Here is a 12,775-nt window from a genome sequence, read left to right as displayed (position 1 = left end):
AGGAAAGCCACCTTGATCCTACCTTCTCAGGACCGCCCTTCATGCCCCAGCAACCGACACTTCTCGCCCGCACCTTGCGCCAGCTCCTACTCGGCGCCAGCCTGAGTCTTACCGTGCTGCCACATGTGTTGGCGGCCGACGCCAAGCCGTATCACATCGCCCCGGCCACCTTGGAAGCCGCGCTGAATCAATTTGGCCGTGAGGCCGGCGTGCTGATTTCCTTTGGCTCCGACGTCACTGCAGGTATGCAAAGCCGTGGTTTGTCGGGCAATTACAGCGCCGCCGAAGGCCTGCAAAAACTGCTGGAAGGCACCGGCCTGCAGGCCCGCGCCGAGGGCGAAAACGCCTACAGCCTGCAACCGGCCAGCGCCCCGACCACCCTCGAATTGCAAACCTCAAACGTGGTCGGCGACTGGCTCGGCGACGCGGCGCAAACCAACGTGTTCGAACACCCCGGCGCCCGTGATGTGATCCGCCGCGAAGAATTCGAGCGCCAGGGCGCGACCCAGGCGCGCGACGTGCTCAACCGTATCCCCGGCGTCAACGCCCCGGAAAACAACGGCACCGGCAGCCATGACATGGCGCTGAACTTCGGTATTCGCGGCCTCAACCCGCGCCTGGCCTCGCGCTCCACGGTGCTGATGGATGGGATTCCGGTGCCGTTTGCGCCGTATGGCCAGCCACAACTGTCCTTCGCGCCGATCAGCATGGGCAACATGGACGCGGTGGACGTGGTACGTGGCGGCGGCGCGGTGCGCTACGGCCCGCAAAACGTCGGCGGCATCGTCAACTTCGTGACCCGCGCGATCCCGGACGCACCCACCGTCAAAGGCGGCTTGCAGACCGAGACCAGCCCGTCCTCCAGCCACGACGGCTTCAAAACCACCGGCAATTTGCTGGCAGGCGGCACAGCCGACAATGGCCTGGGCGGTGCGATTTTGTACTCCGGCACCCGTGGCGGTGACTGGCGCGAAAACAGCAACACGCGCATCGACGACCTGATCCTCAAGGGCAAATACCAGCTGGACGACGCCAACAGCTTCAACGCCATGGCGCAGTACTACGAAGGCCAGGCCGACATGCCCGGTGGCTTGAACGTCAAGGACTACAAGGCCGACCCGTATCAGTCGACCCGCCCCTACGACAAATTCTGGGGCCGCCGTACGATGTTCAACGCCGGTTACCGCTACCAGGAAGACCGCCGCGAATTCACCGCCAACACCTTCTTCACCACCACCTTGCGCAACGGCTACCTGGACCAGGGCAGCTTCCTCTCGCTGTCGCCGCGCGAGTACTGGGTACGCGGCCTGGAAACCCGCTTCGCCCAAGGCTTCGACCTCGGCCCAACCAGCCATGAAGTCGGCGTCGGCTACCGCTACATCAACGAAGCCGGCCACGAGTTGCGCTACCGCACGCCGATCAGCGCCAACCAGCAACTGCCCGACACCAACAGCCGCAACGACCGCGACACCCGTGGTGCCACCGAGGCCAATGCGTTTTTCGTCGATGACCGCATCGATATCGGCAAGTGGACCATCACCCCGGGCATCCGCTACGAGATGATCGAGTCCCAGCAGACCAACAACCTGACCAACGTTAAATACAAGGGCGACTACAACACCGCGCTGCCGGCGCTGAACGTGCTTTACCACCTGACCGACGACTGGAACCTCTACGCCAACACCGAAGGCTCGTTCGGCAGCGTGCAGTACAGCCAGATGCCCAACCGCGTGAGCAGTGGCGAAGTGAAACCGGAAAAGGCCCGCACCTGGGAACTCGGCACGCGTTATGACAACGGCAGCCTGCGTGCGGAAGTCGGCGCGTTCCTGATCAACTTCGACAACCAGTACGACAGCAACCAGACCAACGACTCGGTGATCGCCCGTGGCGAAACGCGCCATCAAGGTATCGAGTCGAGCATCAACTACGCCCTCGACGGCTTGAGCCCCGCGCTTGCCGGTTTTGATGTGTACGCCACCTACGCCTATGTGGACGCGACCATCCGCGAAGACGGCGCGAACAAAGGCAACCGCGTGCCCTTCTCGTCCAAGCACAAAGGCACCTTGGGCGTCGGTTACACCGAAGGCCGCTGGAAGCTCAACCTGGACAGCAGCTACCAGAGCAGCCAGTTCGCCGACAACGCCAACACCCAGGCCGAAACCGCCGACGGCGCCAACGGCCGCATCCCAGGCTACATGCTGTTCAGCAGCCGCGCAGCGTATGACTTCGGCCCACAGCTGTCGGATTTGAACGTGGCGGTCGGTGTGAAAAACATCCTCAACAAGCAGTACTACACACGCTCGTTCGACGATAACAACAAGGGCAAATACGTGGGCGAGCCGCGCACGGTGTACGTGCAGACGTCTATTGCGTTCTGATTGCCTGAGTCATAGCGCCCCAGTTAAAGAGTGGGACTTACAAACAATGCAAAACCCTGTGGGAGCTGTCGAGCTTTAGCGAGGCTGCGAAAGCGGTGGGTCTGGCGACTCAATTTTGCCTGTGCCGCCGCCTTCGCAGCCTCGCTGGGGCTCGACAGCTCCCACAGGGGATCGGCGGTGTCAGTTAGGGCCAAACTGCCTGCATAGAACCTCAGTTAAGAGTGGGCTCCCACAAACGATGCAAAACCCTGTGGGAGCTGTCGAGCTTTAGCGAGGCTGCGAAAGCGGTGGGTCAGGCAACTCAATTTTGCCTGTGCCGCCGCCTTCGCAGCCTCGCTGGGGCTCGACAGCTCCCACAAGGGATCGGCGGTGTCGGGTGGTCTAACTGCCTGAGTCATGGCCCTTCAGTTAGGAGCAGGACCTTACAAACAATGCAAAACCCTGTGGGAGCTGTCGAGCTTTAGCGAGGCTGCGAAAGCGGTGGGTCTGGCGACTCAATTTCGTCTGTGCCGCCGCCTTCGCAGCCTCGCTGGGGCTCGACAGCTCCCACAAGGAATCGGCGGTGTCAGTTAGGGCCAAACTGCCTGCATAGAACCTCAGTTAAGAGTGGGCTCCCACAAACAATGCAAAACCCTGTGGGAGCTGTCGAGCTTTAGCGAGGCTGCGAAAGCGGTGGGTCTGGCGACTCAATTTCGTCTGTGCCGCCGCCTTCGCAGCCTCGCTGGGGCTCGACAGCTCCCACAGGGATCGGCGTTGTCGGGTGGTCTAACTGCCTGAGTCATGGCCCTTCAGTTAGGAGCAGGACCTTACAAACAATGCAAAACCCTGTGGGAGCTGTCGAGCTTTAGCGAGGCTGCGAAAGCGGTGGGTCTGGCGACTCAATTTCGTCTGTGCCGCCGCCTTCGCAGCCTCGCTGGGGCTCGACAGCTCCCACAAGGGATCGGCGGTGTCAGTTAGGGCCAAACTGCCTGCATAGAACCTCAGTTAAGAGTGGGCTCCCACAAACAATGCAAAACCCTGTGGGAGCTGTCGAGCTTTAGCGAGGCTGCGAAAGCGGTGGGTCTGGCGACTCAGTTTCGTCTATGCCGCCGCCTTCGCAGCCTCGCTGGGGCTCGACAGCTCCCACAAGAGATCGGCGTTGTTGGTTGGGGTCTAACTGCCCGCCAAACAACTCGGCGTGCCGGCAACGAGGGCGTCGATGGCGCAACGCGTCTTGGCCGGCATATGCGTGGCCGTGGGCCAAATCACATGGATAGGTGCAGGCTGGTCGCGGTGGCTCGGCAGTACCGCTTCCAGTTGGCCGCGCAGCACGTAGTGCGCAATCAACCAGCTCGGCAACCAGGCCAGGCCGACGCCCGCGATGGCAGCATCGGCCACGGCCTGGAGGTCGTCCAGCACCAAAGGCGAGGTCATCCCCGGGCGATGGGAGTTATTGCAACGGTAGGCAATGCCTCGGTGACCGGCGAGGTCATCGACCCCTTCAATCCGCCCGACACGTCGCAAATACGCCGGTGAAGCGGCCAGACCCACGGACTGTTGGCCCAGGCGGCGTGCGCTGAGGCGGTCGGTATCCGGAAGCGGGCCGATACGCACGGCAACGTCGTAGCCTTCCTGCGCCAGGTCTATCAGCCGGTCAGAGAACGAAATCTCGACTTCCAGCTCCGGGTAACGATCCATCAAGCCCCACAACGCCGGTGCCGCATAGTGGTGACCAAACGCCAGTGGCAGGCTTGCCCTTAAACGCCCGCGCGGCTGTTGCCGGCCACTTTCCAGCACTGATTCGGCGGCCTCCAGTTCTGCCAGTGCGCGCAAGCAATGTTCGTAGTACGCCTGCCCGTCCTCGGTCAGACGCTGACGGCGAGTGGAGCGCTGCAACAGGCAAGTGCCCAAACGTGCCTCCAGTCGCGCCAAGCCCTTGCCCACGGCAGAACGCGTGAGGTTCAGCCGTTCGGCAGCCTCGGTCAGGTTGCCGCTTTCGACGATTTGCAAAAAGAGTTCAACGCCATCAAAACGCGGTGTGGCCATGATTCTATTGTCGCTCTCGATTCCCTTATCAAAGGAAAACTTATCACGAATAAAGAACTATGTTCCCGCGAGAATGGAGCGCTCACCTAATCGAAAGGAATATCCCATGCCGCCCGCCGCCGCTGTATCGGCCGTCAGCGCACCGCGCACCGCCAGAGATGGCATCGCCCTCACCGCCGTTTGCCTCGTGGCCCTGATGTTCGGCCTGGAAATCTCCAGCGTGCCGGTGACCCTGCCAACCTTGGAACAGCAACTGGGCACAGGCTTCCAGGACGCGCAATGGATCATGAATGCCTACACCCTGGCCTGCACCAGCGTTTTGATGGCGGCGGGCACACTGGCCGACCGCTTTGGACGACGACGCATGCTGGTGCTGTGCTTGTGGCTGTTTGGTTTGGCCTCGCTGGCGTGTGGCCTGGCGAACGACGCGTCCACGCTGATCGCCGCGCGGTTTGCCCAGGGCGTGGGCGCAGGGGCGATGATGATCTGCCAGTTCGCGATTCTTTCGCACCAATTCCGAGAGCCGGCCGCACGGGCGCGTGCCTTTGCGATATGGGGCGTGATCGCGGGTGTGGGCCTGGGCTTTGGGCCAATGGTGGGGGCGTTGATTCTGGCAGTCGCGGACTGGCGCTGGGTGTTCCTCGTGCATGTGCCGCTGACCCTGCTGACCTTGGTGCTGCTGCGCATCAGCGTGCAGGAGTCCCGCGACCCGGCCGGCCATCGGCTCGATATCGCGGGCATGCTCACCTTGACGGTGGCGGTGTTCGCGCTGGTGTACTTCATCACGCAGGGCAGTGAGCGCGGCTTCGGCACACCGGCCATGCTCGGCTGGGCGGGCTTGTCACTCGCCGGGCTGCTGCTGTTCATCTCGATTGAGCGACGCAGCCCCCACCCGATGTTCGATTTCTCGGTGTTCCGCATCCAACGTTTCAACGGCGCCTTGATGGGTTCAATCGGCATGAACTTCAGCTTCTGGCCGTTTATGATCTACCTGCCGCTCTACTTCCAGGCGGGCTTGGGCTACGACACGATGACCACCGGCGCCGCCCTGCTCGCCTACACTTTGCCCACCTTGCTGGTGCCGCCGCTGGCTGAACGCCTGGCCCTGCGCTACGGCGCCGAGCGCATCATTCCTTTGGGGCTGGGCATGATGGGTGCAGGTTTTATGGCCATGGCCGCCGCCAATAGTGCCGAGCATCCGAGCATTGTATGGGTGCTTTTCAGCTGCGTGATGGCCGGTGTGGGGTTGGCACTGACCAATTCGCCCACCACCAACACCACCACTGGCTCCGTCTCGGCTGACCGGGCGGGCATGGCGTCGGGCATCGACCTCAGTGCACGGTTGATCACATTGGCGCTGAACATTGCACTGATGGGCCTGGTGTTGTTGCTGGGCATCAGCCATCACCTTTCAAGCTTGCTGGCGCAAACCACGGCACTGGATTGGCCCGCGATCAGCCAGAACATTGCGGCGGGTAAGCTGGCTTCGTTAGTGCTGGCCCCGGCAAATGCCCAGGCGGCCCTGCGCCATGGCGCCGGTTGGGCCATGCTCTTTGCGGGCATTGGCGCGGGCGGGTTGGCGATGTTGAGCGGGTATTTCTTCCGACGCGGCAGGTAAACGAAAACGGGCCTGCAGATGCAGGCCCGTTTGATTGGGGTTGAAAAAACTGTCAGCTATCAGCTGTTAAGCGCAGCCTGTTCGTTTTCCAGAAATTCCTCTTCAAGCTCGGCCTCGTCGGCCTTGGTATCAGGCAATGCTTGCCCAGCGGCGCGTGGTTTGCCGCGTAACTTTCCGTACAGATGTTCCAGCGCGTGTTCCAGCTTGGTCGCTGCACCATCAATCGCCTGTTCCAGGGTATCGGCCTTATGCAGGACCGACAGTGGTTGATGGCCCTTTGGCCGTGCTTCCAGGCGGCAACTTAGATCATGAGGACCGGGCTTATCGCCATTCTCATCCTTCAGGTAGACCTCGACGCGGGTCAGGTCTTCTTCATAACGTTCGAGCGTGCTCTCAATGGTAGTACGTACCCACTCCTCCAGTCGGATGCTGCTTTCAATATGGTTATCGCTATTGACTTGGATTTGCATAGTTCTTCCCTTATTTCAGCTAGCTCGCGAGAGGTCACAAACTGCAACACCGGGGTGGTGAAACCATGACCTCCTGATTACACAATTGAGCAGTCAGAAGAACATTTCAAGCCCTTTGCAAAGATAAATCACACATTACAAATTAAGTCTGACGACGGGCAAAAACGCTGTTAGGGTGGGGAGTTAGTTACATCTTCTTACCTACAGCGAACCTCATAATTGCCCCTCTCCCAACGGGTGCAATCCGCGAAAAATCCCCGCTTCCTCTACCAGCCAGTCATGCACCGCACGTACGCCCGGATGGTTCAGCGCGCCTGGCGCATACAGCAGCACGTAGCGTTTATGGTTGGGCACAGCCAGGCCGAACGGCACGATCAAGGTGCCGCGCTCCAGCTCATCATTGAGCAAGGTGCGCCGCGCGATCGCCACACCCATGCCGGCGATGGCGGCTTCGATGGTCAAGTGGTTGCGGTTGAAGGTGTGGCCGCGCCGTACGTCGGCGTGGTGGTAGCCGATGGCATTCAGGTAAAACTCCCACTCGGCGTATTCATAACTCCCACGCCAGGCGGTGATGTCGTGCAGCAACGGAAAATGCACCAGGTCGGCCGGGCCATGCAGCGGCGGACGGCCGCGCAACAGGCTGGGGGCGCACACCGGGAAAATCTGCTCATCGAGCAAGGCTGTGGATAACAGGCCTGGGTAGCTGCCGTCGTTCAAGTCGATGGCCAAGTCGAAGTCGCCTTCGTGCAAGGCAATGCTGCTGTCTTCGGCGACCATGCGCAGCTGGATATCCGGAAAGCGTTGCTGCAAACGCGGCAGGCGCGGCGTCAGCCATTTGCCGAGAAACGACGGAATTGAGCGCAGGCGCAACGTGCCACTGATCATCCCCGCGTCCAGCCGCTGCAACTCCGCATCGATACTGCCGTAAGCCTCCCCCACCGTTGCCGCCAGCCGCTGCCCCTCGGCACTCAGCTCGACGCCGCGCGCACGCCGATGAAACAGGCGAAAGCCTAAACGCTCCTCCAACTGACGGATTTGCTGGCTCACCGCCCCCGGCGTGATGTGCAGTTCTTCAGCGCAGCGGGTGAACGACAAATGCCGCGCCGCACAGGAAAAAACGTGCAGCCAGACGTAGGTCTGACCATGGAGAGGCCGGGTCATAGGGTTTAGTCCTGCTAAAGGGTGTCTTAGGATAATTCGTTGGTCAGTGCCGATCCAGAGGCTCAGTATCGCGCCAATTCCGCCTGCTCTACAAAACATGGCAGCGATTTCTACTCCATTGCTTGTAAGGCTTTAGCATGGCTATCAGTGTTTTCGATCTATTCAAGGTGGGCATCGGCCCATCCAGCTCCCATACCGTCGGCCCGATGCGGGCGGCGGCGACCTTTGCCCAGGCACTCGTCGACCAAGGTTTGCTGAGCGACACACGCCGTGTCGAAGTGCGTTTGTACGGCTCGCTGTCCGCCACCGGCATCGGGCATGCCACCGACCGCGCCTGCGTGATGGGGTTGATGGGCGAATGGCCGGACAAGGTCGACCCCACATCAATCAATGCACGTATCCAGCAACTGCGCGAATCCGGCCAACTGTTGCTCGCAGGCACGCAGGCCATTGCCTTCAACTGGCACACCGACCTCCTGCTGCTGGACGAAAGCCTGCCCTACCACCCCAACGCCATGTCACTGCACGCCTATGGCGACAGCGGCTTGCTGAGCGAACAAACCTATTACTCGGTGGGCGGCGGTTTCATCATCGAAGCGGCTGAAGCTGCCTCCGGTATTGCGCCGACCAGCGATGTTGAATTGCCCTACGACTTTTCCAGCGCCGTCGAACTGTTGGCCTTGTGCAACAAGCACGGCTTGCGGGTTTCCGAGCTGATGATGGCCAACGAGCGCGCCTGGCGCAGCGACGAAGAAATCCGCAGCGGCTTGCTGCATATCTGGTCGGTGATGCGCGAATGCGTGGAGCAAGGCCTGCGCGATGAAGGCATCTTGCCAGGCGGCCTGGATGTGCCACGCCGCGCGGCGAAATTGCACCGCAGCCTGTTGGAAATCGGCAAGCCCAACGTCATCACTTCGACCTTGTCGGCCATGGAGTGGGTCAACCTGTTCGCCCTCGCCGTCAACGAAGAAAACGCTGCGGGCGGGCGCATGGTCACCGCGCCGACCAATGGCGCGGCGGGGATCATCCCGGCGGTGTTGCATTACTACATGAAGTTCAACCCGGACGCATCTGACGACGACGTGGTCAATTTCTTCCTGGCAGCTGCCGCTGTCGGCATCCTCTGCAAGAAAAACGCCTCGATCTCCGGCGCCGAAGTCGGCTGCCAGGGCGAAGTGGGTTCCGCCTGCGCCATGGCCGCTGCCGGCCTGGCCGATATCCTCGGCGCCACCCCGGAACAACTGGAAAACGCCGCTGAAATCGGCCTGGAACACAACCTCGGCCTGACCTGCGACCCGGTCGGCGGCCTGGTGCAAGTGCCGTGCATCGAGCGCAACGCCATCGCGGCGGTCAAGGCGATCAACGCCACGCAAATGGCCCTGCGCGGTGACGGCAAACACTTCATTTCCCTCGACCGGGTGATCCGCACCATGCGCGACACCGGCGCCGATATGCATGACAAATACAAAGAAACTTCACGGGGCGGCCTGGCGGTCAGCTGGGTGGAGTGCTGATCGGAGCACTTTCGAAGGCCGTGTGAAAGCGTAGCGAGCGAAGGCAAGACAAGGCAAAAACAGGCGAGGAAGCGGAGTTTACTGGCTGTAAATGAGCATTCCGAGCCTGTTTTTAACGCAGGATTGCCGAGCGCAGTAGCTTTCACATGGCCTGAGCGCCCTACACGTGAGCCCGCGCAAAAATAATAACGAGGCAATATCGATGACCGATGTACGTACACCTGCTGCTGAAAATCCTGTTTTAGAAACTACCGTTACAACTGGCTGGACCAAACACGACACCACCTGGATGCTCGGTCTCTACGGCACGGCCATCGGCGCAGGCACTTTGTTCCTGCCAATCAACGCCGGCGTCGGCGGCTTCTGGCCGCTGATCGTGCTGGCACTGCTGGCCTTCCCGATGACCTTCTTTGCTCACCGTGGGCTGACGCGCTTTGTGCTGTCAGGCAAATCCGGCGACATCACCGACGTGGTCGAAGAACACTTCGGCGTCGGCGCCGGCAAGCTGATCACCCTGCTGTACTTCTTCGCCATCTTCCCGATTTTGCTGGTGTACAGCGTGGCGCTGACCAACACGCTGAGCAGCTTCATGGAACACCAACTGCATATGGCCCCGCCGCCACGGGCGATTCTGTCGCTGGTGCTGATCCTCGGCTTGATGGCCATTGTGCGCTGCGGCCAGGGCGTGATCGTCAAGGCCATGAGCGTGCTGGTGTACCCGTTCGTCGCCGCCTTGTTGCTGCTGGCTGTGAGCCTGATCCCCAACTGGAACGGCGCCTTCTTCGCCTCCGCCAGCGAAGGCATGCCGCTGCCGCTGTTCTTCAAGACCCTGTGGCTGGCGATCCCGGTGATGGTGTTCTCGTTCAACCACTCGCCGATTATTTCCGCCTTCGCCGTTGACCAAAAGCGCGTGTATGGCCCTCAGGCCGAACGCAAAAGCAGCGGCATCCTCGCCACGGCCCACGGCATGATGGTGCTGACGGTGATGTTCTTCTGTTTCAGCTGTGTGCTGGCCTTGTCGCCAGCTGATCTGGCGGCTGCCAAGGCGCAGAACATCTCGATCCTGTCGTACCTGGCCAACCACTTCCAGACGCCGGTCATTGCTTACGCCGCGCCGTTGATTGCGCTGGTGGCGATTACTAAATCCTTCCTCGGCCACTACATCGGCGCCAGCGAAGGCTTCCAGGGGCTGATCGTCAAATCCCTGCGTGGGCGTAACCGTTCGATGTCGTCCAAAGGGCTGGAACGCTGCACCGCGCTGTTCATGGTGCTGACCTGCTGGGCCGTGGCCACCTTCAACCCAAGCATCCTGGGCATGATCGAAACCCTCGGCGGGCCGATCATTGCGTGCCTGCTGTTCCTGATGCCGATGTACGCGATTCGCCGCGTGCCATCGCTGCGCCAGTATTCGGGCCAGTTGTCGAATGTGTTTGTGGTGGTGATCGGGCTGATTGCGCTGTCTGCGATCGTTTTCTCGGTAGTGCCCTGAAACAAAGCACTGACCTCAAGAACCACACAAAACAAATGTGGGAGCGGGCTTGCTCGCGAATGCGGTGTATCAGCCAATAGATACTTGGCTGGAGGACCGCATTCGCGAGCAAGCCCGCTCCCACATTGAGATTTCACTGGCTATGGGGCGCTGTACGGCACGGCCCTTGCTGTACAGCCTATGAGGCAAACGGACTTTGTGAAACCTCAGCGACGGCGTGGCCGGTGGTCAGGCAATGCGAACTAAACCCGACACCGGTCGTCAATGACTGCATGTTCTTATCAGGCGGTAACGCACCATGGACAATCCTTTTCAGATCATCACTGACACCTTCACCCCCAAATACCGTGTCAACCTGAGTATCCAACGGCTGGATGGCAGCATCATGCTCACCCTCTCGAATGAGGAGGGCGTGGTTGCCAAACGCATGATCAGCGCCGAACAACGCAACGACCCGCAACGGCTCAAACGGCTGGTGCAAAGCATTCAGTTCGGCATCGCTATCGAACAGGGCCACAGCGCCATGGAGATCCTGGCGGTGATGACGGACGGCGACCACAAGCTCCTGCAGCGCCCGCCCGCCCGCACCCTGCCCTTCAGCGTCGGGCTTTAAAGCTCGCCCTTCTCGGTTTCCAGGCTCGCCTCGCCTTTGCGACGCGGGCCTTCGACTTTCACCGAAGGGAACGCCGACGAGGCGTAGCGCACCACCAGAATCGCAAACGCCAGCAGCAGAATGCCGCCGCACAGGTAAATGATGCCGATGTCCGGTGGGTTGTGGTGGGACACGTTGGAGATCAGCAGGCGCGTCAACGCGGTGATCGCCACGTAGATCAGGAACCGCACCGGCATGTGGTTGGTCTTGAAATAAATCCCGACCATGGCGCCCAATTCCAGGTAGATGAACAGCAGCAAGATGTCATCGATCTTGATGTGCCCGGTCTCCAGCATCCCCAGAAACTCCATCACCGCCGCCCAGGCGGTCACCGCACCAATGGCGAACAGCGCCAGGTAGTGGAACGTCTCGACAAACAGGTTGCCCAGCGACTCAGCCAGCCCATGGACATTCTGGCGCAGCTTTTCGGCCCAGTTGATTTTCACGATGTTGCTTCCTTAGGTCGACTCGACCGGATAATGCGGGGTGGACGTGACGGTTCTGCATGCAGAAAAAAGGCCAGAGGCAGGTATAAGATGATGGCGGCGTGATATGAGGCACAAGGCAGGCGCATAACCTGTGGCGAGGGAGCTTGCTCCCGCTGGGGCGCGTAGCGCCCCCAAATCCTGCCGACGGGTTTTACCTGAAAGAATATCTTCGCCTGAATTGGGGCTGCTTCGCAGCCCAACGCGAGCAAGCTCGCTCGCCACAGATGCTTAGCCAGCCTCAGGTCGGTGTTTGATCGTTCCCACGCTCTGCGTGGGAATGCATCCCGCGACGCTCCGCGTCCCCCTTGAGGTTTGCGTGGGCAGCGGGGCGCAGAGCGCCCCAGGCGGCGTTACCACGCGGAGCGTGGGAACGATCGGTTGAGGCCTCAGGCGGGTGCGATTTGCTCCAGGGCCCGGTCGACCAACAAGCCGCCCATTTCCACTAGTTGATGAATCGCCAAGACCAAGCTTCGCTGCGGGCCTTCAAGGTCGAATGCCAGCTTATTGGCCATCTCACGGGCGCTGCTTAGGGTTTCGCTGGCATTGGCGAGCAAGGTTTCTGTATCAGAATCAGGAGTAACGCTGAACAGCGTCGAATCAGTAGACGGGGGATTGGGGGTGATCTTTTTCATGGCACAACTCCTCTCGTAGGGAAACCATCACCATCTGCCGCCAAGCAGTTTGGGTGACGGATTGCACAAGGTTGGCGGACCGGTACGAAAGGAACCCGGCACCCCGAAGGGTCCCTGTGCAACCCGCCATGACATAAGAATGCAAACGGAGTTAGCGTCTGAAATCCTATTAGAGCGTTGTTGCACCTTTCGTAGCAGGCCGCCAAGCCCGCTCGCTGCATGTGCAGCGCCGGTGGAAGGTAAGCCACCGGACAATTCCAGCGCAACCCCGGCAAGTTGTCAGAAATTTCCGTTGTAGCAAACCTGTATTTACGGACTACATTAAAAAACTGCTACCCAAACCCCGTG

Annotated in this window: 10 protein-coding genes; 5 read left to right on the top strand and 5 right to left on the bottom strand. The window is 60.6% G+C overall.

Going from position 1 to position 12,775, the window contains the following annotated elements:
• Nucleotides 1-41 precede the first annotated feature (41 nt).
• Nucleotides 42-2,378 (top strand): TonB-dependent Fe(3+) dicitrate receptor FecA, encoded by a 2,337-nt coding sequence (fecA, locus tag ACA065_RS05465; RefSeq protein WP_497693627.1) that lies wholly within the window; start codon nt 42-44, stop codon nt 2,376-2,378.
• Between the two features lie 1,152 nt (nt 2,379-3,530).
• Here the strand turns inward: fecA and ACA065_RS05460 are convergent.
• Nucleotides 3,531-4,403, bottom strand: a complete 873-nt coding sequence (locus ACA065_RS05460; protein WP_497693626.1) for a LysR family transcriptional regulator — start codon at nt 4,401-4,403, stop codon at nt 3,531-3,533.
• A 106-nt stretch (nt 4,404-4,509) separates the two neighbouring features.
• Here ACA065_RS05460 and ACA065_RS05455 point away from each other — a divergent pair, with 106 nt between their 5' ends.
• Entirely contained in the window at nt 4,510-6,021 is a 1,512-nt protein-coding gene (locus ACA065_RS05455) for an MFS transporter (RefSeq protein WP_497693625.1), read from the top strand.
• Between the two features lie 59 nt (nt 6,022-6,080).
• On the opposite strand, the gene ACA065_RS05450 is transcribed toward ACA065_RS05455, so the two are convergent.
• Entirely contained in the window at nt 6,081-6,491 is a 411-nt protein-coding gene (locus ACA065_RS05450) for an HPF/RaiA family ribosome-associated protein (RefSeq protein WP_159954396.1), read from the bottom strand.
• Nucleotides 6,492-6,704: 213 nt separating this feature from the next.
• Nucleotides 6,705-7,652, bottom strand: a complete 948-nt coding sequence (locus ACA065_RS05445; protein ID WP_448652815.1) for a LysR substrate-binding domain-containing protein — start codon at nt 7,650-7,652, stop codon at nt 6,705-6,707.
• A 137-nt stretch (nt 7,653-7,789) separates the two neighbouring features.
• Between ACA065_RS05445 and ACA065_RS05440 the strand changes: the two genes are divergently transcribed.
• The 3 genes from ACA065_RS05440 to ACA065_RS05430 all read left to right on the top strand — a co-directional run bounded on the left by ACA065_RS05440 (nt 7,790) and on the right by ACA065_RS05430 (nt 11,268).
• Nucleotides 7,790-9,166: an L-serine ammonia-lyase gene (locus ACA065_RS05440; RefSeq protein ID WP_497693624.1), complete on the top strand. Its 1,377-nt coding sequence runs from the start codon at nt 7,790-7,792 to the stop codon at nt 9,164-9,166.
• A gap of 202 nt (nt 9,167-9,368) precedes the next feature.
• The gene (locus ACA065_RS05435; protein ID WP_497693623.1) at nt 9,369-10,655 is read left to right on the top strand and encodes a serine/threonine transporter; all 1,287 of its coding nucleotides are present in this window, start codon (nt 9,369-9,371) and stop codon (nt 10,653-10,655) included.
• A 298-nt stretch (nt 10,656-10,953) separates the two neighbouring features.
• A complete protein-coding gene (locus tag ACA065_RS05430; protein WP_242171503.1) occupies nt 10,954-11,268 on the top strand; it encodes a DUF3509 domain-containing protein in 315 nt (104 codons plus the stop codon).
• Here the strand turns inward: ACA065_RS05430 and ACA065_RS05425 are convergent.
• Both ACA065_RS05425 and ACA065_RS05420 read right to left on the bottom strand, forming a co-directional pair.
• Nucleotides 11,265-11,753 (bottom strand): phosphate-starvation-inducible protein PsiE, encoded by a 489-nt coding sequence (locus ACA065_RS05425; RefSeq protein ID WP_497693622.1) that lies wholly within the window; start codon nt 11,751-11,753, stop codon nt 11,265-11,267. The genes ACA065_RS05430 and ACA065_RS05425 overlap by 4 nt on opposite strands.
• Before the next feature lie 428 nt (nt 11,754-12,181).
• On the bottom strand, nt 12,182-12,427 hold the full coding sequence (locus ACA065_RS05420; protein WP_497693621.1) for a DUF6124 family protein: 246 nt from the start codon (nt 12,425-12,427) through the stop codon (nt 12,182-12,184).
• Between the last annotated feature and the right edge of the window lie 348 nt (nt 12,428-12,775).

This window comes from Pseudomonas sp. LBUM1640, from assembly GCF_059716225.1.
The sequence above is the reverse complement of the archived record's forward strand: the minus strand, read 5'-3'. Positions and strand labels throughout refer to the sequence as shown.

Bases quoted from the DNA above. Each gene is read 5' to 3' on its own strand.
- ACA065_RS05455 (WP_497693625.1), top strand. From the start codon at position 4,510: ATGCCGCCCGCCGCCGCTGTATCGGCCGTCAGCGCACCGCGCACCGCC.
- ACA065_RS05440 (WP_497693624.1), top strand. From the start codon at position 7,790: ATGGCTATCAGTGTTTTCGATCTATTCAAGGTGGGCATCGGCCCATCC.
- fecA (WP_497693627.1), top strand. From the start codon at position 42: ATGCCCCAGCAACCGACACTTCTCGCCCGCACCTTGCGCCAGCTCCTA.
- ACA065_RS05450 (WP_159954396.1), bottom strand. From the start codon at position 6,491: ATGCAAATCCAAGTCAATAGCGATAACCATATTGAAAGCAGCATCCGA.
- ACA065_RS05430 (WP_242171503.1), top strand. From the start codon at position 10,954: ATGGACAATCCTTTTCAGATCATCACTGACACCTTCACCCCCAAATAC.
- ACA065_RS05445 (WP_448652815.1), bottom strand. From the start codon at position 7,652: ATGACCCGGCCTCTCCATGGTCAGACCTACGTCTGGCTGCACGTTTTT.
- ACA065_RS05435 (WP_497693623.1), top strand. From the start codon at position 9,369: ATGACCGATGTACGTACACCTGCTGCTGAAAATCCTGTTTTAGAAACT.
- ACA065_RS05460 (WP_497693626.1), bottom strand. From the start codon at position 4,403: ATGGCCACACCGCGTTTTGATGGCGTTGAACTCTTTTTGCAAATCGTC.
- ACA065_RS05420 (WP_497693621.1), bottom strand. From the start codon at position 12,427: ATGAAAAAGATCACCCCCAATCCCCCGTCTACTGATTCGACGCTGTTC.